This is a genomic window from Acetobacteraceae bacterium (assembly GCA_004843165.1).
GTDB lineage: Bacteria > Pseudomonadota > Alphaproteobacteria > Acetobacterales > Acetobacteraceae.
Window position 1 is genome coordinate 1,394,876 of the sequence record CP039459.1, and the last position, 21,376, is coordinate 1,416,251.

Below are 21,376 nucleotides of genomic sequence, written 5' to 3' on the forward strand. Positions count from 1 at the left end.
TTAAACACGAATGTTCAAGGGGGCAAAAGAAAACTCCCTCTCAAAAGAGAAAGGGAGTTTCCTTTATTCGAAATAATAGGGTTACATATTATTTCTTGCTATCAACATCTTCGAACTCAGCATCAACGATGTCTTCATTTTTTGCACCAGCTTGTCCTTCGGCAGCACCTTCAGGGGCACCTGCTTGTGCCGTAGCTTCGGCAACAGACATTGCTGCTTTACGCAATTCGTCAATTGCAGTACGGATATCGTCTGCTTTGTCCGCTGTGAGTTTTTCTTTCGCTGCGGAAATTGCCGTTTCAGCGCTTTCTTTCGCTGGAGCAGGAAGTTTATCGCCAGCGTCAGAAATGGCTTTTTCCGTCTGATGAATAAGTGCTTCAAGCTCGTTACGCGCTTCAATAAGTGCACGGCGATCTTTATCAGATGCTGCGTGCTCTTCAGCTTCGCGAACCATTCTCTCAATGTCAGCTTCGCTTAACCCACCTTGAGGCTGAATTTCGATTTTTTGCTCTTTACCTGTGTTTTTATCTTTGGCTGTGACGTGGACGATACCGTTCGCATCAATGTCAAAGGTAACTTCAATCTGAGGAACACCACGTGGGGCAGGTGGAATGTCTTTAAGATCAAACTGACCTAAAAGTTTATTGTCCTGAGCCAGCTCACGCTCCCCTTGGTAAACCTTAATGGTCACGGCAGGCTGGTTGTCCTCGGCTGTGGAGAAAGTTTGGCTCTTTTTCGTTGGAATGGTTGTATTGCGATCAATCAAACGTGTCATCACACCGCCAAGGGTTTCAATACCCAAAGAAAGCGGCGTAACGTCAAGAAGAAGAACATCCTTCACATCACCCATCAAAACACCGCCCTGAATTGCGGCACCGATGGCAACAACTTCATCAGGATTGACGTTTCTTGCAGGGGCTTTGCCAAAGTATTTTTCGACAGTCTCAATGACTTTCGGCATACGTGTTTGACCACCGACAAGGATGACCTCACGAATATCGCTTGCAGAAAGTTTTGCGTCTTTCAAGGCTTTTTCACATGGTGTCAGGCTGCGTTTCACCAAGTCAGCTGTCAAGCTGTCTAGCGTTGCGCGTGAAAGGGTTAAAACAAGATGTTTTGGCCCTGTTGCATCCATGGTGATGAAGGGAAGATTGATTTCGCTTTGCATCGTGGAGGAAAGCTCAATTTTTGCCTTCTCAGCCGCTTCGAAAAGACGTGGCGTTGCCATTTTGTCTTTGGAAAGGTCAATGCCGTTTTCTTTTTTGAATTCGTCAATAATCCATTGAACAATGGCTTTATCAAAGTCAGCACCACCAAGGAAAGTATCTCCATTTGTGGAGAGAACTTCAACAGTGCCGTCTGCGATTTCCAAAATGGAAATATCAAAAGTACCGCCGCCGAGATCGTAAACGGCAACGTGGCCTGGGTTTTTCTTTTCAAGGCCATAAGCCAAAGCCGCAGCTGTTGGCTCGTTGATGATGCGTTTCACATCTAGGCCGGCAATGGTACCGGCATCACGTGTTGCCTGACGCTGTGCGTCATCAAAATAAGCAGGGCATGTGATGACAGCTTCTGTGACTTTTGCACCAAGATGCGCCTCTGCGGCTTCTTTCATTTTGGTTAGAATATGTGCAGAAATCTGTGCTGGGGAATGTTGTTTGCCGTCTTTTGTTTCGACCCAAGCATCACCATTTGGCCCTGCAACAATTTTGTAGGGCATGAGTTCTTTGTCTTCTTGGACTTTAGGGTCGTCAAAACGACGTCCGACAAGACGTTTGATGAAAAAGAAGGTGTTGTCAGCATTGGTCACAGCTTGACGCTTGGCTGGCTGTCCGGTGATGATTTCACCATCTTTTAGAAAGGCGACAACAGATGGGGTTGTTGCGGCCCCTTCTGCGTTCGGGATAACTTTAGTATTTTTACCTTCCTGAATGGCTACACAGGAGTTGGTAGTACCAAGGTCAATACCAATAATTTTGCTCATCTTCTGCTCCGCGATCAGATATTAGTTATATGTCCGAAAAGGTTGAGACATACTAAAAAGAATTTCTTGAATGACTGTCCGCACCACGGTTTCGAAGGTGTTTGAACCTTTTTGAAGAAAGTTTCTCGAACAGGTCTTTGATACTCATTTGGGAAGTCTGTGCAAAAGTGCAAGAGATAACGTAAAGATATATTCAGAGAAAATTTTGCTTTATGCGATTTTTAGGGGAAAGAGCGGTTCAATTGGCGGGAGTTGGAATGCGGCATCGTTTCAAAAGGAATATTTTAAAAACATATGTGTTTTTGATATTTGGCACATTTTCTCTTGCAGGCTGTATGGGTGTTGGCCATGAGCTAATGAAGCCGGATGTAACGGGCTATGCAAATGCCATTACAGACACCCAAAAACAGCAGCTGCTTCATGCCATGCTGATGCGCCGGTATGGAAGTTTACCGACCTTTGTGAATGTGACGCAAATTATTTCCGGTCATAGTGCCGAACAGACAGCGCAATTAAGCATTGGCGGCACGGCAGCGGATATTAAATTAAAAACAAAAACGACAGGCCTTAAAAAGAATAGGACGATAGTTTCCGATAATGGTCCTGCATTCACAGGCAAGCTTGGATATGGGTTTACAGATAAATCAACCGTAACCTATCAGCCGATTTTAGGGCAGAAATATATTACGAATCTTGTTAGGCCAATGCCTGTGGCAACGGTAATGCCACTCTTTTCGGGGGGGATGCCGATTGATGTGCTTTTGCGTTTGACGGCACGCTGGATTGACGAGATGTCGAACCTTCGAGGTGGTTTCGGTGCAGGTTCTGTTCGTTTTTATCTTTTGCTCGAGGATCTGCGGAAATTACAAGAGGTTGGTGCGATTAGTGTTGCCATCACGGACCAGGAAAAGGAAACAGCAAAATGTTTTCTTGTTTTTACCCCAACTTCGGAACCTGAAATTGAGACATTGCAAAAAGAAGTCAAGCGGATGTTACATCTCTCTCCTGATGCGAAAGAGGCGGAAATTATTCGTGCTGCAAAGCCAGATATGCCGGGACAGATTGCCATTTTAACGAATTCTGCACTCTCTATGCTAGCACAGATTTCATATAGTATCGAAGTGCCAAAAGCGGATGTGGATGCTGGTTTGACGATAGCAACAATTGATGAGCGTGGTGTGACGAAACGTCCTTTAATTATCATCCGTTCAGGGTTTTTTGCACCTTATGATGCTTATACTTCATTACGTTTCCGGGGGCGAAGCTATTGGATTGAGGACAAAGACTTTGAAAGCAAGCAGGCTTTTAATATGCTAAAAGTGCTTTGTAATTTAGCAACAACGGATGAAAGTAGTTTCTTGGGAGGAAAGAGTGGAAAATCACGTAAGCCACGCTTGCCGGTGACAACTGTTTCGAAAAGCAGTGGAAAAATCAGTATTAAGGCGCCTTCAAGTGAGGATTAAATGTCAGGTGAATTTTTTTACAGGGGAAGAATTTGCATTTAAAAGAAGAAGCACGATAGAGTGAAAACTTCGTTTTTGATTTTATGAAGGTGTAAAATCTTTTTAAAAGGGGTATGAGGGCTTTAAATATTGTCGATTTTTTGGTGTAAAATAGACAATGCGGAGCGAAAATAGAAGAACAAGGGGAGGGGGATGGAGGCATTACAAAAATTTCGTTTTGCACTCATGCCACATCATATATGCGAAAAAGTTTAACGTTAGCAATCGGTGGGCTAGCGTTAATCGCTCTCTCAGGTTGCCTTGGGCTTGGCCCTTATCGCCTGCGTCATGATGAGCTTGCCTATACCCGCTCTATCGGTGTCGTTCAAAAGGAGCAGATGCTTCTCAATATTGTGAAGCTCCGTTATGCGGATCCGCCAACATTTCTGGATACAACGCAGGTTATTTCCGGTTATTCCATGCAGCGTAATGGGACTTTTACGATGGGTGGAACGGCTGCTGCCGGTGCTATTCCAGGACCGCAGATTTCGGGTACTATCGGCGGAATTTTGACGGAAAACCCAACCATTACCTATCAGCCTTTGAATGGTCAGCAATATGCTGAAAATATTATTCGCCCGATTTCGCCAGCGGTTATCATGCCACTTTCTTTGGGGGGAATGCCTGTAGATATGCTGTTGCGTTTGACGGCGCAATCCATTGACGGTCTTTCAAATGTGAGTGGTTTGGGCGCTGGCTCCTCAGGGGGCGGCTCGGTGCGTTTTTATCTTTTACTTCATGATTTAAGGCAATTACAGGAAGCAGGTGCTTTAACGGTGCGTGTGGTTCGGATGAGCGATCCGAATGCCAAAGGCGGTGATTCCTCTGGCGGCAGCGGGCGTGTTTATCTTGTTTTTGGGACAACTTCCGATGCAAATCTTCAGGCAATTCAAGTTGAGGTGCGCCGTTTACTGCATTTAGATCCAGATGCGCGTGAAACAGAAGTGATTTATGGCCCCTATCCGAAAACACCAGGACAAATGGCTATTTTAACCCGTTCGATGCTGGCAATGCTGACGCAGCTTTCTTATGAGGTGGAAGTACCGAAAAAGGATGTTGATAGCGGCAGAACGGTGCCAACAATTGGACAGGTTGGCATTGAAAACCGTCCGGAGGTGATTGTGCATTCCGGTAAGAATATGCCTTGGTCACCTTATGTTTACGTGACTTATAGAGGGGTTAATTATTGGATTGATGATACAGATTTTCAATCAAAAGAAGCCTTTACCATGATTCAAGTGCTCAGCAATTTGGCGACAACAAGTCAAAAAGGTGGCGCTGTGGTGACAATTCCTGTTGGCTAATAAACATTTCAAAAATCCTATTATTGTGCAGCTTCTCCCTTCTTTACAGGAAGGAGGGGGGATTGCCCGTGGCGCATTGGAAATTTCTTATGCACTTTTAGAAAGCGGGGCACAGCCGATTATCATTAGCCGAGGTTTTCTTTCAAAAGCAGATAGGGAACGTGGGATTATCCATATTTCTTTTAATGCGCAAAAAACTTTCTCTTTGCTGCGTCTTCTATGGCAGGTTCGGGGATTAAAGAAAATTCTGATAGATAATGGCGTGGATTTAGTACACGCCCGTTCTCGTCATCCAGCTTGGCTTGCTTTTTTAGCCTGTCGAAAACTTCAAATTCCTTGGGTGACAACGTGGCATGGCCGTCATGAGGCAAAATATCTCTCCCCCCGTTATTTTTATAATAAAGGGCTTCTTAAAGGAGAAAAAGTTATTGCTGTCAGCCAAGCTATCGCACAACGGATTTTATCGGAATATAAAATTCCTTCGGAGCGCCTGGAAGTCATTACACGTGGTGCAGATTCTGGTTATTTTAATGCCGGTGCCATTTCTTTTGCGCATAGAGGAAAGCTTGCGAAGGCTTGGCATTTAAAACAAAATGATGCGCTGATTCTCGTTCCTTCTCGCTTAAGTCGTTGGAAGGGGCAGGATGTTCTGCTTCGTGCTTTGGCAGAACTGAATAAGGTCAATGCTAAGTGGCAATGTATTTTTGTGGGGGAGCCGACAAGCCTTCACTATGAGCGTGAGTTATTGGAAATGATTGTTTCTTTAGGCTTGGAGGCGCAGGTTTCACTGAAAGGATTTTGTCCAGAGATGGCTGTTGCTTATGCAATGGCAGATTTTGTCGTTTTACCTAATATTGCGCCTGAACCTTTCGGACGCACGGCGATTGAAGCGCAAATGAGCGGCTGCCCTGTGGTTGCATCGGCGTGCGGAGGGTATTTAGAAACGTTAGGAGGCTCACCAACGGCAACGCTTGTGCCGCCCGGTGATGTGGAGGCGCTTGCGAAGGCTATTTTGGCAGAATTAGAAATACCATTTTCTTTACGGGAAAAAAGGGCGAAAAAAAGCAGAGATTACTGTAAGCATTTTTTTTCACTTTCCGTGAATTTGCAATCTACCCTCAGTATTTATGATGGGTTGCTTGGAACCTCTTTGAAAGATGCCTTTGCGCAGACGATACGTTAAAGGATTCAATTTAATAAGGTATGATGATGAAGAAAGCTTTAAATGAAAAACAAACGCCTGAGCAAAAACGTAAAGATGCTTTGGGGGCGGCATTGAGAAATAATCTACGGAGAAGAAAACAGCAGCAGAGAGAACGTGCTGAAGAAGAAACTTCCACGGAGAAGGAAGACAGGGAAGGCAATTTAGAATAAGAAAGCGGCAGACTGCTTTTTACGGACAAAAGACAACCAGAACCGATTTTTTAAACTCGAATAGATGCGCAAGGTGGATTGTTATGGGATTGATGCCAGATCATTGGATTAGAAAAATGGCTTTGGAAGAGGAGATGATTAGCCCCTTTACAGAGCAGCAGGTACGTGAAGATAAAGACGGCAATAAACTTATTTCGCATGGTCTTTCTTCTTATGGCTATGACGCACGGGTTGGGCCTGAATTCCGTATTTTTACCGATGTTGATAGCGCCATTGTCGATCCCAAAAGTTTTAATCCTGCAAGTTTTGTGACACGTTCAGGTGATATCATCGTGCCGCCAAATAGTTTTGCCCTCGCACATACGGTTGAATTTTTTAAAATTCCCAAAGATGTTTTGGTTATTTGCTTAGGGAAATCGACTTATGCACGTTGTGGCATTATTGTTAATGTAACGCCTTTAGAGCCGGGTTGGGCAGGGCAGGTCACGATTGAAATCAGTAATACGACGCCGTTGCCGGCACGTATTTATGCAAATGAGGGGATTTGCCAGTTTTTGTTTTTCAAAGGGGACAGCCCGTGCGAGACGAATTATGCAGATCGTCTTGGTAAATATATGAATCAATCCGGGGTGACTTTGCCAAGATTGTGATCTTGAATCGACAGCAATATTTAAGGCAAGCATGGCAGGTATAGGCTGAGGAAGAGATATTAAAATGGATAAATTTGTGATTGAAGGCGGACATCGTTTAGAAGGGATTATCCCAATTAGCGGTGCAAAAAACTCGGCTTTGAAGTTAATGGCCGCTTCTTTACTTGCCAAGGGGCCTGTGACACTAAAAAATGTCCCTTCCATTGCTGATGTTCTGCTGATGATACGTCTTCTAGAGTATCTTGGTCTTTCTGTCCGTAAAGAAGGTTCTCGGCTCGAAATTTCAGGGACGGCCACCCGGACAGATGCACCTTATGATATTGTGACGAAGATGCGGGCTTCGGTACTCGTTCTTGGCCCCTTGCTGGCACGTTATGGTGAAGCCAGTGTCTCTTTGCCAGGCGGTTGTGCGATTGGTACACGCCCTGTGGATCTTCATCTTAAAGCCCTAGAAGCTATTGGTGCAGAAATTTCTTTAGAACAAGGAGATATTCAAGCCAAAGCGCCGAATGGTCTCAAAGGCGCTGTGCATCATTTGGCCTTTCCAAGTGTCGGTGCAACAGAAAATATGATGATGGCAGCGACTTTGGCGGAAGGAACGACAGAGCTTCAAAATGCGGCATGTGAGCCTGAGATTGCAGATTTAGCCAATTTCTTAAATACACTTGGCGCAAAAATTTCCGGCGCAGGAACCTCAATCATTAAAATTGAAGGTGTTAAGGCTCTACATGGCGGCGAATATGCCGTTATTGCAGACCGTATTGAAGCTGGAACATATGCTGTCGCTGGCGCTATCACCGGTGGAGATATTTTGTTGGAAGGGGCACTTCCTTCCAGTATGCAAAAAATCTTAGATTCCCTTCGTGCCAGCGGTGCGACGGTTTCATTGGATGCAAAGGGTATTCGTGTTCAAGGCGGAGAGTTGATTAAGCCACAAAATATACGGACGGAACCTTATCCGGGTTTCCCAACCGATATGCAGGCTCAGTTAATGGCGCTTTTAACTTTTGCTAAGGGGACATCAACGGTGACGGAGACGATTTTTGAAAATCGTTTCATGCATGTTCAGGAGCTTATCCGTATGGGGGCTAATATCACCCTTAATGGCCGAGAGGCAACGATTCAGGGGGTAGAAAATCTTCAGGGTGCAAAAGTGATGGCAACGGATTTAAGAGCCTCTTTTTCTTTAATCTTAGCAGGTTTAAGGGCCCAAGGGATTACGGAGTTAAGACGTGTTTATCATTTAGATCGTGGCTATGAGGGGGTAGAGCAGAAGCTTTCCGCCTGTGGCGCTAAAATATCACGTGTGAAAGAATAATACACTAAGGCCTCATCTGAGGGCTTTAAGCGCTCAGATGATTCTCAAAGGCATCGGCAGTGGGAAAGATTTCCAGAAAATCTAGAATTTTCTGATCTGCAAACCCTTGCGCAATCGCAGCTTGAAAAGCTTCAAGCAAAGGATTTGCCCAGCCTTGAATATTTAAAAGAAAAATTGGTTTTTGAGAGAGTCCCAACTGTCGTTCAACCAGCACTTCTAGAAGTTCGTCAAAGGTGCCGAGGCCACCGGGCAGAATGATAGAGGCATCCGAGGCTTTGATCATTTTGATTTTACGGATAGCCATATTTTCTGTGATTTCCAGATCAGTGACATCTGGATGCGCCGTTTCAACGGAGGTTAAAAAAGTGGGAATAATTCCTTTTACTTTGCCACCGGCTTCTAAACAGCTTGTGGCGACAACCCCCATAAGGCCTGTGTTTCCGCCACCGTAAATAAGTGTGATTTTGTGTTTTGCTAAAATTTGAGCCGTTTTCTCGGCTTCGATTCTAAAGGCAGGATCATTTCCAAAACGGGAGCCACAAAAGACAGCACAACTATCGAATTTTATCATATTTTTTCTCTTTTATTAAAAAACCCCTTATGCCTCTATCGAGAATAAGGGGTTTTAAAAAGGGCTGAAAGGGGTGAAAATTATTGTAGGGCAGTTTTCCGTCTAAAGGCTAATAGTCCAAGAGAGCCAGCGATACCGCTAACACAGAGGATTGCTACGACAGTAAACATGATAGGCCATCCAAAATAATCTTTGATGATTCCCATACATGGGCCAACAATGAAGATGGTTGAATCTGTAAAGAGGGAGAATGCGGCATTTAAAATCCCTGTAGATTCGGGGCCGCCCATCTTTGTAGCCTCGGTTCCCAAAGCAGGGAAAACAAGAGAAAACCCTGTCGCTGTTAGGGCCACACCAATCACGGTCGCTGCCTGTGTATGGAAAAGTGCCATAATGACAAAGGCAACAGCTTCCAAGGCGAGAGATCCCATGGCAATTTTGACACCGTGCCCTTTATCAATAGGGGCTGTACCACAAAGCCGTGTCGCAATGAAGCAGGCAGCAAAGATGCCAAAGGCAATATTTAGGTTGTTCCAGCTATTTGCTTGATAGTAGAGGGCTAAAAAGGCATTGATGCTTCCAAATCCGAAAGAACCGGCAGCTAAACCCAAACCATAAGGCAATACTTTCCCGATCGCCGTAAAAAGCGACATATTTCCTTGTCCGCCTTTTGTATTATTATGCAGAGGAGGAAGCGCTTTGTAGAAAGAAAGAATTAATAATGCCATGGCCGCTAGGGCAAAGGAGGCGACACCAACAGGCAGGAGCCCAATAGCCGGAAGAATAGCAGCGCTTGGAGGTAAGTGCGCCATCCATTGTCCAACGCCTACACCGATGGCGATACCCGCATAAGTGGTAACGCCATTCCAAGAAATCGCAACGGAAATATGACTTTGCCCAACACGCCGAATGTTCCATGCCGTAACAGGCGTTGCTGTCCAGCTTTCTGCCCATCCCATAAAGAGACGGCTGATAAGTGCAAGCCCAAGGATGGCATAACGCAATGTATCATTGTGAAGGCAGGCATCCACACCGGCATTGGCCGCCCAGAGGGCAGCAATCGCCATCAATATGCCTGAAGTTGCGCATGCTGTAAGACCAATACTCAAAATTCTTTTGGAGCCGTATTTGTCAACCAAAGAGCCGGCAAAAAGACGGGCAATGAAAGTGCCAAGATATTGCGTTGTGAGTGTGAATGCCGCAACAGCCGTGGAAAATCCAAGAGCTTCATGGACAAAGATCGCACCGATAACAGCATTAGGAAGACCGATAACGAAGTAAACAATTAAGTTAAATAACACGACCGGCATAACGGTCAGAGTTGGAGAGCGGGGAGGGGTGGGTGTTGAAACAGTCATAAGAAAAATATTTTTTCCGTTAATTGAGAAAAATCACTACTTTCTAAAAATCCTTCTAAAAATCTACACGAAATAGCGCATGAGAGAAACAGCAAAGAGATGAGACAAGATGGAAAATTATAAAAAACCCCTATCGAGAGAGGAACTTTTCCGCAAAAGAGAGGCGGATGGTTACCAGTTACTTTCTACAAAATTGGCATATAAGAATCCTTGGTTACAGGTAACGGAAAAACGTTTTGTGGATCCGACAGGCAGAAAAGGTTTTTACGGTATTCTTGAACGGGATCAGTTCGCCGTGATTATCCCTCTCCATGCGGATGGGCGGATTACTTTTATTCGTCAATATCGCTATCCTGTTGCACAGACACTTTTGGAGTTGCCAATGGGGATGTGGGAAGCCCGTCCGGATGCGGATATTTTGGATCTTGCACGTGGTGAATTGGAAGAGGAGACCGGTTTAAGAGCAAAAGAAATGCTTTTTGCAGGCTCCTTCTTCCAGGGGGCAGGCTATTCGGATCAACGTGGCAGTGTTTTTTTGGCAAAGGGGCTTATACAGGGGCAGCCGCACCGAGAGGCCAGTGAAAATGATATGTGCACTGTGGAGATTGAGGGACAAGAAATAAAAGGGATGATTGCGCGTGGTCAGTTTGAATGTATGGTAACGCTATCGGCATTGATGACGGCACATGCCCGTGGCTTGTTACCTTTCTGGAAATAAATTATTGGGGAATCTTCGAAAGATTGGGGGGTGTGGTAAATGCAGAAAATGCACCAAAAAGAATCTAGGCAATTAAGTACAATCTTTTTTGTACTCTTAATGGGAAGCTTTGTTGCGATTGCCCCCGTATCAACAGATATTTATCTACCGGCACTGCCAGCGATGGAGACTGACCTTCACGCTGCTGCCGGAAGTGGCGCTTTGACCTTAAGCGCATGGGTCTTAGGTGTCGCTATTGGGCAATTGCTCGCAGGGCCTTTGATGGATCGTTTCGGTCGGCGCATGCCTTTGCTCGTGGGAACACTGATTTACGCCCTTGCTTCTATCGGGTGTGCGCTCTCGCCGAGTATGCCATTTTTATATTTTTTTCGTCTCATTGCAGCCTTTTTTGCAGCCTTTAGCCTTGTTGCGCCACAGGCCTGCATTCGGGATGTCGCAAAGGGAAATGATGGCGCACGTTTACTTTCCCGTTTAGCTTTGGTTCAAGGGATTGTTCCTCTTTTAGCTCCTGCCATTGGCGGAATGATTTTAGAATATATGAGCTGGCGAGTTCTTTTTTGGGCGATGGCTTTTTACGGCTTTTTTTCTGCTACATTGGTTTACTGGGTACCTAAAAATACATCAAAAAATCATTTGGATTTCGAAACAAAAAAAGAAAATATTTTTATCTCCTTCTTTCGAATGTACTGCAATGTGTGTCGGGATCGCTTCTTCCGTTATTACGGTATGATCTGGGTGCTACAGGGGATTTTCATCTTCTCTTATCTTTCGGCGGCACCGTCTATTTTTGAAAAAAGCTTTGGCTTAACCCCGACGCAATATGGCATTTTATTTGGGGCAACGGCTTTTATGATGATTTTAATGACACAAGTGAATGCTGTTCTTTTGAAGAAGTTTAGAACAGAGTTCTTGTTGCGTGCTTCAGGATTTATCGGCTTGTTTTTAGCTTGTGTCTTCTTAATAACGTCTTTTTTATCTTCTGATACTCTTTTACATGGTGCAATGGCGGATCGGCAGATTTGGTTTTTGCCGGTAGCGGGGACGTTGCTTTTTCTGCTCTGCGCTTTTGTGATGCTTGGGCCGAATGCCTGTGCGTGCGCATTATATAGTCAGGGGAAAACAGCGGGGACAGCGGCAAGCCTTGCAGGAAGCGGTCTTTATTTAATAGGGTTTTTATCAAGTTTACTCATGGGGTTTGCGCCGCAGGGGACAAGCGTTCCTTTGGCAATTATTTTCCTATTTGCGATGGGGTTACAGCTTGCTTTTGCTTTGAAAGCTCCGAGCCTGCCACAAGAGGAGCATAAAGAGGCTTTGTAAAAAATTCTATTTTGAACGCTTATCAAAAAGCGGCATGATATGTTATCTAAGGCGTTATTTTAAAAATAAATGATGACTTGGAAGGCTATACCTATTCCTACTTCTTTTTCTTTTCCGGAATCCGTAGATCTCCGTAAATATATTCGTGAAGTCCCCGATTTTCCTAAAAAGGGGATTAATTTCTATGATATTTCAACCCTTATTGCTAACCCAGATGCGTGGCAACTTGTCACAGCACGTCTGACAAAAATTACCTCTGCGTTAAAGCCGGATATTCTTGTTGGGATTGAGAGTCGTGGTTTTATTTGCGCCGCACCTGTAGCGCAGCGTATGGGGTTAGGATTCGTGATGATCCGTAAACCTGGAAAATTGCCGACTGAAACCATTTCTCAATCTTATGGACTCGAATATGGCAAGGATGAACTTCATCTTCAGGTGGATGCGATTAAGCCCGGTCAGCGTGTCGTCATTATGGATGATCTGCTTGCAACAGGGGGAACATTGGAGGCCGCTTGCAGCCTTGTAGAACAGGCTGGCGGCGTAGTAGCCGGGATTGTCGCTGTAATTGAGCTTGAGGCTTTGAAAGCACGTCAAAAATTTAAGGCACCTGTCTCGGTTCTTATAAAATATTAAGCTGAATTGATCTGCTTTCCATTCTTTTTGCAGTCAGGAGAATATCCGTTTAGATTTAGCTTATGGTTCATTCGCGTCGATTTTCTCCATTTCTTATCTTCACATTGGCAGGGCTTGTTGGCGGAGCCCTTGCAGGGACTTTGGTCAGCGCAACATTTTTTTTTGCGATGGCACGGTATCGGCATACGGGACAGGGTGGTTTTACTTATGTCCACCGTATAATGCCAACGCCTGTTTCTGAACCTTTGGTCAGTACCGTGCAATCAAGCGCTGGGCAGGTGTCAAATAAACCTTATTATCCTCGTATTGGGGAACCATCGCTCTCTTTGGCACGCCCTTTTAGCTTTGCTCCACTCGTGCATAAGGTCATTCCCGCAGTCGTCAATATTTCTGTGATTTCACCGCCGGATGAACTTCCTTCCGAAGAACAAAATGTTGAGGAGGAGGGAGAAAATCTTGAAGAGAATGCGGTAAGTGCATCAGAATTATCTTCGACGCATCCTGCAAAAAACACCTCGGATGATGATAGTGGCATGGGTTCAGGGTTTATTATTGATTCTTCTGGTGTGATTGTCACAAATGCCCATGTGATTGGGGATGGACATCATGTGGTGGTGGCACTGGCAGATGGCCACGTTCTGCCCGGTAAATTGCTAGGGAGTGATCCCTTAACCGACATTGCTGTCTTAAAGATTGAGAGTACATTTCCGCTTCCTTCGGTAAAATGGGGAAATAGCGCTCTTGTTGATATTGGAGATTGGGTTTTGGCAGCCGGAAACCCTTTTGGTTTTGGATCTTCTGTCACTGCGGGCATTATTTCTGCCATTGGACGTGACCTCGGTCTAGGGGCTTTGGATAATTATATTCAAATTGATGCTCCGATTAACCCCGGAAATTCAGGAGGGCCTGCTTTTAATATCCGTGGAGAGGTCATCGCCGTCAATGCCGCCATTGCAACGCCGGGTGAGGGGTCGGTCGGGATCGGTTTTGGGGTGCCCAGTGAATTGGTGCAACCTGTTGTGAAGCAGATTCTAAAAACAGGGCATGTGGATCATGGCTGGATTGGGGTGACAATAGAGGATTCCACCACCCCTTTAAGAATTATCAAGGTTGATTATAACGGCCCTGCTTGGAAAGCCGGCTTACGGGCCGGAGATCAATTATTGCAGCTTGATGGGGTAAGTGTTCAGAGTTCACGTGCTTTATTTAGAAGTATCGGTGTCTCTGAGCCGGGCAGTGTGTTTGCTTTCACGATTCGTCGGGATGGAGAGCAAAAACGCATTCCTGTACGTCTTGGCGGCGCTTCGCCAGAGGATATTGTTGCACAATCGTTAGCGGTAAATAATATGGCTGTTGGGGACGGCAATACCGCCCCCACGACAATGTATTCAGGGTAAAAATTTAAAGAGATTTTTATTCTCTTTGATTATGCTAAATCAGCGCCCTGCATTTTTGATTTTTTGATCTGTATCATATTGGCTGAGGGCATAAACAGCCCAGATTGCAGCAGGAAGCCAGCCAATTAATGTGACTTGTAGAACGAGGCAAAAGAGACCCGATAAAGGCCGACCAATCGTAAAAAAAGAAAGCCAAGGGATAAGAAGTGCAATGAGAAAGCGCATGATAATGTTCCATTTAAGAGAAGGGGTGGAGATTTAGAATCTCCACCTTATTTATTTAGTGTTTTGTTTGGCCTAAAATCGCAACAACATTGGCTGTTGCAGAAATTTTTAGCTCATGGGCACTGGACTGCGGCGGCATTTTCTCTGCCATACGGTTTGATGCACTCATGAGCATGGCACGTGGTGCCGGTCCTTGAAAATAAGGTTGGTCAATACTTACGGAATCAAGGGAGATAAATTTTAATCCTAGAGGTTTTGCAGCGTTTTCTGCTTCAGGAATAACAGAGGCAAGCGCATTGTGAATAGCACGGTCTGTTGTCGCTTTTTTGGTGGCCTCATCCAATGTCCATTCAATTTCATTGAGGCTTAGACCAAGTTTTTGCAACTCTCCACCGATGTGTAAAAGCTCTTCTGCCTGCTTTGGCTTGTCTGCACGGATTGGTGCTTTAAGAAGAATATCTTGGCTGGCGCTCCAAGCGGAGGATTTAGATTCAGACCCTGTTTGGTTGACAGAATAATCATCTGTTTGAACCTCAAGGCTGGCAATATTTTGATGTCCCTGATTGGCACTGCTGAGAGCGTGTGAAATAATTTGGTTGAGCTCGGCCTGGGCTTTTGCAGGTGTTGAGGCAGAATGTTCTGCTCTTAGGTGTAAAATAAGCAGGTTGGGCTGAACATGAAGTTGCGCCTCTGTATGGAAAGAAAGGCGTGTTTCTTTTGTCCCTTTAGAAATTTCTAAATTGCCTGAATGAGAAAGCGTGGCATAACTTTTCAGAGGAGAGCAAAAAGCAACTGCAGCAGAGAGCGCACAGAGGCCTGAAAAAGAGAGGTAGCGTTTTTTATAGGAAGACATCTAGAATACTCCAAAAGGGTAAGAAATCTATTTTTCTCAATTTTTCCTAACTATCTTTTCCTTTACCTTCAAGGCTAGGGCTGGGAAAATATCCGGAAAGATCGTTTGCCAAAAAGAAAACTTGAAGTCTTGACTTTAATCAGACAAAAGAAAAGAAGCTGATTCCGAGGATAAAAATCGTATCAAGACAGCTAAAGGGTAAAGAAATGAAAGAGATAAGACAGGCATCATTTTATGTTTCAGCGCTAACTGCTGCCGCTGTTTGCCTTTCTGCACATTATGCAATGGCACAGGCCAATCCGAAAGCTGATCCTAGCCCGTTACCGGGTAAGGGGAATGCAGAGCTTGAGCAAATTTCTGCCCCCGTATCTCCAAAAAATCAGGAAGATGGGTCAAAAGAGAATCCGCAGTCTTTAACAAAAGAGACTTTGGAAAATCAGGCAAAGCAGATTGAGGCGCAAAAAGATTCTCCCAATCAGTCGGATTATTCTTTGGTTGTTTATCCTCAGGTAAGTTGGAAAGCGCCCGAAGGATCGCAACCGGGCTGGCAGTCTTACTATTTACAAGTTCGTTTTATCCTCAAAGGCGGTTTAAGTCATCGGATGAGTGATGTTGCCTCTTTATCTATTGATGCTTTTGAATCAGGGCGTGAGGGAAATACCAAAGATAGAGAAATAACTTCTCTTGAAGCACTCAATGCTATTTTTACGGATGAGGGCACAACAGGCAAAGCGCATGTGAACCAAAATGGTTTGACAAATATTTTCCTTACCTCAAAAGGAGAGGTTTTTGTCAAGCGCAGCTCTTTATGTTCCTATACAATGCCACTCGCCCATTATGCGACAACAGCGAACCAGATGAAATTGATTTTTCTGCCAGCCGTTAAATTGTCAGAACGTTGCGGTGATGTGCCAATGGGAATGGAGCTTAATATTATTTCGGGTCAGCATGAGGAATTATTACAGAAATTATATTGTGATGATTTCCCAAAAGCCTCTTATTGCAGTCCCAGCGCCGATCACTGGACAATTCCGGAATTTAAAGAGTCCTGAACTTCCGTTTATTTGAAGAAAGAGTGAATTATGCTAGTTTTTTTCTCTCTCTGTAAAACTTTAAATTTTTAAAATTCTAGAAAGATTATTTTATGTCTAAGCCACTTTCCTCTAAAAACATCACCGTTATTGGGTTGCAGTGGGGAGATGAGGGAAAAGGAAAAATTGTTGATTGGGTTGCAGATCGTGCAGATGCTGTAATTCGGTTCCAAGGTGGGCATAATGCAGGCCATACATTGGTTGTCGGCGATAAAATTTATAAGCTTTCTCTTTTGCCTTCTGGCATTGTTCAAGGAAAAGTGAGTGTCATTGGCAATGGCGTTGTGGTGGATCCAAAGGCACTTTTAGAAGAAATTGCACGGATTGAAGCCCAAGGGGTGAAAATTACGCCGGATAATCTTTGGATTTCAGAAACAGCCCCTTTGATTTTGCCTTTTCATGGTGCGATTGACCGTGCCAAAGAAATTGCGAAGGGTAATAATAAAATCGGAACGACTGGGCGTGGTATTGGTCCTGCCTATGAGGATAAGGTTGGGCGTCGTGCTTTGCGTCTTGCAGATCTTTTCGATCCTGAAACGGTGAATGAGAAATTAGACGATCTTCTTTTTCATCATAATGCCTTGCTCAAAGGTTTGGGCGCAGAGACTTTTACGAAAGAAGAAATTTTAGAATTTATTGCAGAAATTGCACCTAAAGTTCTTCCTTTTGCAAAACAAACAGGCGAATTGTTGGCAAAAATGATAGAGGAAGGGCGCAGTCTGCTTTTTGAAGGTGCACAGGCGGTTATGCTGGATGTCGATCACGGCACCTATCCTTTTGTGACCAGTTCAAACACTGTTTCCTCTAATGTCGGTACAGGAGCGGGTCTTGGGGCAAAAGCATCAGGTTTCGTTGTCGGGGTTGCAAAAGCTTATACAACCCGTGTTGGCTCAGGCCCTTTCCCAACAGAATTATTTGATAAAACAGGCGAGATCATTGCAGAGCGTGGTCATGAATTTGGCACCGTCACAGGGCGTCCACGTCGTTGCGGTTGGTTTGATGCTGTGATGATGCGCTATGCGGTGCGTGCAGGTGGGGCGGATGTGATTGCGCTGACAAAGCTTGATATTTTAGATGAGCTACCTGAAATCGCTATTGCTATCGGTTATGAATTAGATGGCAAGCGTTTGGATACGCTACCTTCAGGGATGAAGGATCAGGAAAGATTAAAGCCCGTTTACGAATATCATGAAGGCTGGCAGGAAAGCACCAAGGGTATTACCGAATGGGCTAATTTGCCTGAGAAAGCCCGTCGTTACCTTGCACGTCTTGAAGAACTCACAGGCACAAAAATCGCTTGTGTTTCTACAGGGCCGGAACGTAACGAGATTATTTTTGCAGACGGTTTTGCTAAACTTTTAGGCTGATTATTCTGCTCATGTATGAAAAACGCCGATTCCTTATGGGAAGTCGGCGTTTTTTGTTTCTATTCTTTCCAGAATATTTATTTAAATAAAGAGCGGAAAAAGCCTTTTTTCTGAGGTGCTTCTTCTTTCTTTTTTTCGTCTTCTTCAGCGGTGGAAGGGTTGCTTTCCTCTGATTTTTCCTCTGCGGTTTCTACCGGTGCTAGAGATTCTATTTTCTCTTCTTCTGTTGCTTTGATTATTTCCGATTTCTCCTGTGTAAGAAATGCTTTTTCTTCAGCAATTTTCAGGTCATTTTCGGATTTTTCCGGCTCAGAAATTTCTTCTGAAGATTCTCCAAGGCCAACGAGACCTTTTGCATAAAGTTCGGCCTTAAAAGGACGTAAATCTTCAAGTTTTTCGCCAAATCCGACAAAGTGAACAGGGAGGGGCGCTTCGCCGGATGCGAGTGCGGCAACAATTCCGCCCCGGGCTGTCCCGTCAAGTTTTGTAATAATTAACCCTGTTATCTGTACAAGCTCACGAAAAATTCTCACTTGATCGAGAGCATTTTGTCCCGTGACGGCATCCAGCGTGAGCAGGACGGAATGAGGCGCTTCTGGATCAAGCTTCTTAATGACACGAATCATTTTTGCCAGCTCTTCCATCAAGGTATTTTTATTATGTAAACGGCCCGCGGTATCAATGATGAGAAGGTCGGCTTGGGCTTTGATGGCTTGATCTAACGCATCATAAGCGACAGAGGCCGCATCACCACCCATTTTTCCTGTAATCACAGGCACTTTTGCACGGTCGCCCCATGTCTGCAATTGCTCGACAGCGGCAGCTCGAAAAGTATCGCCGGCAGCTAAGAAAACTTTTTTGCCGGAAAGGGCGAATTGCGCTGCTAATTTTCCAGAGGTTGTGGTCTTGCCCGTACCGTTTACGCCAACCATCAAAACGACATGCGGTTTTTTATCTTCTTGTAAAATAAAAGGGACTTCGACAGGCTTAAGGGTTTCCTCTAGAACGCTGGCTAAGCTTTCTTTGAGTTGCTCTGGTGTAATTTCTGCGCCTGCTGGGGCAACCGCACGGAAATGTTTAATCGCAAGCGCTGCGGTTTCAGGGCCTAAATCTGCTGCGATAAGCTCATCTTCGAGTGCTTCGAGGGTTTCATCATCAATTTTGGTTCCAGAAAGAATTTCTGTGAATTTATGGGTACTGCGGGACAGCCCTTTTTTAATTTTATGAAAGAAAGAAGACATTTAATTCATTTCCTGTAAGACGAGATGGCCAAAAATTTCGTTTTCTGTGGCTCTGGTAATCTTTGCTTGAAGAATTTCTCCGGGAATCCCTTTACGTGCCGTTTCAGGTTCTAAACGGAAGCGTGCAAAAGCAGGTAACATGCCTTTTTCTTCCGTTTCAAATAAGACAGAAACTTCTTGCCCAACAAATTGCATAAGAAATTCGTGGCAGTGCTTTTGTCCTAAAAGACGTACTTCCTTTGCCCGTTCCTGACGTGTTTTTTTGGGAACAGAAGGCATTTTTGCCGCAGGCGTATTGGGACGCTCACTATAGGGGAAAACATGCATAAAAGGGATTTTCCACGCTGAAAGAGAAGTGAATGTCTCTTCAAACAATTCATCTGTTTCGGTTGGAAAACCGGCAATCAAATCGGCCCCAATCGCAAAATGAGGACGTGCATGACGGGTACGTTCGATAATATAGCTCACATCCTCTTTGGAATGACGGCGTTTCATTCGTTTGAGAATAAGATTTGATCCAGCCTGTAAAGAGAGATGCAGATAGGGAACGAAACGCTCTTCATGCTCAATTAAATCCCAAAGATACGGATCTGCTGATTTAGGGGAAAGAAGTTCAGGATCAATGGAAGAGAGGCGCAAACGGGATAAATGCGGATAAGCCTTTAAGATAGCGTGGCATAATTGTCCAAGACGTTCATTTCCCTCTTTCCAAGAGGCAATATCAACCCCTGTAATGACAATTTCTTTATGACCAGCTTCGAGCAAGATGCCTGTTTGTGCGATGATTTCCGCTTTGGAAAGCGAGCGTGCTTTGCCTCTTCCTTGAGGGATAACACAGAAGGTGCAGGAATGATCACAGCCTTGCTGAATTTGAAGGAGTGCTCTTGTCCGCCGGCTTTGCGGTGCAGGATAGGATTGCGTTTCCGTCAATCCCCATTCTTGAGGGGAAAGCTTTTTAATATTTGAAACAATTTTAGAAATGCCCGGTAAATCTTTCCATTGCTCAGGATTTCGTTCACTGGCACAGCCTGTCAGAATGATTTTTAATGAGGGATTTTCTTTATGGGCTTTTCGGATTGCCTGCCGAGCCTGCCGCTCTGCCTCAGCCGTTACGGCGCAACTATTCACAATCAGCAGCTTTTCCTCCCCTTTTGTTTGAGAGGCGAGATTTTCCATCGTCTCACTTTCTAAAAAGTTCAGACGGCAGCCAAAGGTCAGGTGCTGTACACGGTTATTGGAGGAGGTGGAGGAAGTCAAAGCAGTTTTAACCGTTAAAAATCAAAGTAAAATAAGGGAATTTATCAAGCAGTTTTAATCACTTGTAAAGGAAGGGATATGAATACGTCCCTCAAAACAATAATTCGCCGGGCCTGAGAGAGAAACAGGGTCTTTTTCACTTCCTTCCCATGCGATATGGACGCTGCCGCCGGCCATACGAACCTCAAGAGGCGAATGCGCAAGATGAAGGTGGATGGCATTGATGGCTGCGGCACATGCTCCAGTACCGCAAGCAAGCGTTGGTCCGACACCTCTTTCCCAGACAAAAAGTGTAAGCTGTTGCGGCGTTGTTACCGTTGCAAAACCGACATTGACCCTTTGTGGAAAATCCGAATGTGTTTCCAGTTGGCCGCCAAGTCGATCCCGTTCTTTTTCAGGCAGGTGAGAATTTTCAAAAAATAAGGTTGCGTGGGGGTTCCCAATGGAACAGGCGGCAGATTTCTGCCATGTTTTCGTTATCACATCTTCAAAAATCTCTTCTTTTGCGCTTAAGGGGCGCATGGGAATTTTTGCAGGAGTAAAAATTGGTGCAGGCAGAAGGACAGTGACATTTTCAGGCGTAACTTCTCCTGTAATGAGACCTTCACTGCTTTCGAAGGAAAGCGTTTTTTCGCCCTTTTGATCCAAATAGCGTAAAATACAGCGAGAGCCATTGCCACAAGCACCGGCTTCGCTGCCATCTTGGTTAAAGAAGCGGATAAAATTTGGGCTGACACTGTTAGAATTGTTGAGCAAAAGAATAATTTGATCGCATCCGATGCCAAAACGCCGATCTGCAATCTGTCTTAGCGCTTCTTTTTGGGTTAGAAACGCCACCTGCGATGGGGGGAGGGCACGTCCGTCAAAAAGAACGAAATCATTTCCGAGGCCTTCCATTTTTACAAAGTGAAATTCCTGCATATTCATCAATAATCTTACTTTCCATCGGGGGTGGGAGATAAAAGAAAGCGCCTAATGAAGATTATTAGGCTGATTTTTTTTATAGAATACTATATACTCCCATAAAAATAAGATTTTTTTTAAAATTAAGGATTGTAATTAAGGGGCTTAGCCAGCGGTTTTCTTAGGAATGCTTTCTTCCAAATATAATGGAAGAGGGCGGTTGCTTTTAGATATTTAGCTTTATTTTCGCTCCAATGAATCCGATTTCTCCTAGAAAAGCGGCACGACGCTCGAAAAGTTGTCCTGTGCGGCT

Annotated in this window: 19 protein-coding genes; 11 read left to right on the top strand and 8 right to left on the bottom strand. The window is 44.7% G+C overall.

Annotation, left to right across the window (positions count from 1 at the left end; genetic code table 11):
* Positions 1 to 88 precede the first annotated feature (88 nt).
* Complete coding sequence (gene dnaK / locus FAI41_06780) at positions 89 to 1,984, bottom strand: molecular chaperone DnaK (protein ID QCE33321.1); 1,896 nt, start codon at positions 1,982 to 1,984, stop codon at positions 89 to 91.
* A gap of 257 nt (positions 1,985 to 2,241) precedes the next feature.
* On the opposite strand from dnaK, the gene FAI41_06785 reads away from it, so the two are divergent.
* The 5 genes from FAI41_06785 to murA all read left to right on the top strand — a co-directional run bounded on the left by FAI41_06785 (position 2,242) and on the right by murA (position 8,132).
* A complete protein-coding gene (locus tag FAI41_06785; protein QCE33322.1) occupies positions 2,242 to 3,447 on the top strand; it encodes a hypothetical protein in 1,206 nt (401 codons plus the stop codon).
* 377 nt (positions 3,448 to 3,824) lie between these two features.
* Positions 3,825 to 4,790, top strand: coding sequence for a hypothetical protein (locus tag FAI41_06790; GenBank protein ID QCE33811.1), 966 nt, complete (start codon positions 3,825 to 3,827; stop codon positions 4,788 to 4,790).
* Entirely contained in the window at positions 4,783 to 5,973 is a 1,191-nt protein-coding gene (locus FAI41_06795) for a glycosyltransferase family 4 protein (protein ID QCE33323.1), read from the top strand. Before FAI41_06790 ends, FAI41_06795 begins: the two co-directional genes overlap by 8 nt.
* 274 nt (positions 5,974 to 6,247) lie before the next feature.
* Positions 6,248 to 6,814, top strand: coding sequence for a dCTP deaminase (locus tag FAI41_06800; protein QCE33324.1), 567 nt, complete (start codon positions 6,248 to 6,250; stop codon positions 6,812 to 6,814).
* 64 nt (positions 6,815 to 6,878) lie between these two features.
* Entirely contained in the window at positions 6,879 to 8,132 is a 1,254-nt protein-coding gene (gene murA, locus FAI41_06805; protein ID QCE33325.1) for a UDP-N-acetylglucosamine 1-carboxyvinyltransferase, read from the top strand.
* A 25-nt stretch (positions 8,133 to 8,157) separates the two neighbouring features.
* On the opposite strand, the gene FAI41_06810 is transcribed toward murA, so the two are convergent.
* Complete coding sequence (locus FAI41_06810; GenBank protein ID QCE33326.1) at positions 8,158 to 8,703, bottom strand: TIGR00730 family Rossman fold protein; 546 nt, start codon at positions 8,701 to 8,703, stop codon at positions 8,158 to 8,160.
* Positions 8,704 to 8,783: 80 nt separating this feature from the next.
* The gene (locus FAI41_06815) at positions 8,784 to 10,061 is read right to left on the bottom strand and encodes an MFS transporter (protein QCE33327.1); all 1,278 of its coding nucleotides are present in this window, start codon (positions 10,059 to 10,061) and stop codon (positions 8,784 to 8,786) included.
* A gap of 109 nt (positions 10,062 to 10,170) precedes the next feature.
* Here FAI41_06815 and FAI41_06820 point away from each other — a divergent pair, with 109 nt between their 5' ends.
* The 4 genes from FAI41_06820 (at position 10,171) to FAI41_06835 (ending at position 14,126) form a co-directional block, all read left to right on the top strand.
* Positions 10,171 to 10,779 (top strand): NUDIX hydrolase, encoded by a 609-nt coding sequence (locus tag FAI41_06820; protein QCE33328.1) that lies wholly within the window; start codon positions 10,171 to 10,173, stop codon positions 10,777 to 10,779.
* Positions 10,780 to 10,818: 39 nt separating this feature from the next.
* Positions 10,819 to 12,096: a multidrug effflux MFS transporter gene (locus tag FAI41_06825; protein QCE33329.1), complete on the top strand. Its 1,278-nt coding sequence runs from the start codon at positions 10,819 to 10,821 to the stop codon at positions 12,094 to 12,096.
* Positions 12,097 to 12,168: 72 nt separating this feature from the next.
* Positions 12,169 to 12,729 carry an adenine phosphoribosyltransferase gene (locus FAI41_06830; protein QCE33812.1) on the top strand — a complete coding sequence of 187 codons (561 nt, stop codon included), beginning with the start codon at positions 12,169 to 12,171 and terminating at the stop codon, positions 12,727 to 12,729.
* Between the two features lie 62 nt (positions 12,730 to 12,791).
* Positions 12,792 to 14,126, top strand: a complete 1,335-nt coding sequence (locus FAI41_06835; protein ID QCE33330.1) for a PDZ domain-containing protein — start codon at positions 12,792 to 12,794, stop codon at positions 14,124 to 14,126.
* Between the two features lie 39 nt (positions 14,127 to 14,165).
* On the opposite strand, the gene FAI41_06840 is transcribed toward FAI41_06835, so the two are convergent.
* Together FAI41_06840 and FAI41_06845 are read right to left on the bottom strand one after the other, a co-directional pair.
* Positions 14,166 to 14,351: a YqaE/Pmp3 family membrane protein gene (locus FAI41_06840; protein ID QCE33331.1), complete on the bottom strand. Its 186-nt coding sequence runs from the start codon at positions 14,349 to 14,351 to the stop codon at positions 14,166 to 14,168.
* A gap of 55 nt (positions 14,352 to 14,406) precedes the next feature.
* Entirely contained in the window at positions 14,407 to 15,204 is a 798-nt protein-coding gene (locus tag FAI41_06845) for a DUF541 domain-containing protein (GenBank protein ID QCE33332.1), read from the bottom strand.
* A gap of 206 nt (positions 15,205 to 15,410) precedes the next feature.
* Here FAI41_06845 and FAI41_06850 point away from each other — a divergent pair, with 206 nt between their 5' ends.
* Both FAI41_06850 and FAI41_06855 read left to right on the top strand, forming a co-directional pair.
* Positions 15,411 to 16,256, top strand: a complete 846-nt coding sequence (locus tag FAI41_06850; GenBank protein ID QCE33333.1) for a hypothetical protein — start codon at positions 15,411 to 15,413, stop codon at positions 16,254 to 16,256.
* Positions 16,257 to 16,348: 92 nt separating this feature from the next.
* A complete protein-coding gene (locus tag FAI41_06855; GenBank protein ID QCE33334.1) occupies positions 16,349 to 17,662 on the top strand; it encodes an adenylosuccinate synthase in 1,314 nt (437 codons plus the stop codon).
* A 77-nt stretch (positions 17,663 to 17,739) separates the two neighbouring features.
* Here FAI41_06855 and ftsY read toward each other — a convergent pair whose 3' ends face one another.
* From ftsY to dapF, 3 genes are read right to left on the bottom strand one after another with little or no spacing between them, the layout of a single operon-like run.
* Positions 17,740 to 18,903 (bottom strand): signal recognition particle-docking protein FtsY, encoded by a 1,164-nt coding sequence (gene ftsY, locus FAI41_06860; protein QCE33335.1) that lies wholly within the window; start codon positions 18,901 to 18,903, stop codon positions 17,740 to 17,742.
* Positions 18,904 to 20,160, bottom strand: coding sequence for a MiaB/RimO family radical SAM methylthiotransferase (locus FAI41_06865; protein ID QCE33336.1), 1,257 nt, complete (start codon positions 20,158 to 20,160; stop codon positions 18,904 to 18,906). It abuts the gene before it with no gap.
* Between the two features lie 54 nt (positions 20,161 to 20,214).
* Positions 20,215 to 21,087 carry a diaminopimelate epimerase gene (dapF, locus tag FAI41_06870; protein QCE33337.1) on the bottom strand — a complete coding sequence of 291 codons (873 nt, stop codon included), beginning with the start codon at positions 21,085 to 21,087 and terminating at the stop codon, positions 20,215 to 20,217.
* Positions 21,088 to 21,376 lie beyond the last annotated feature (289 nt).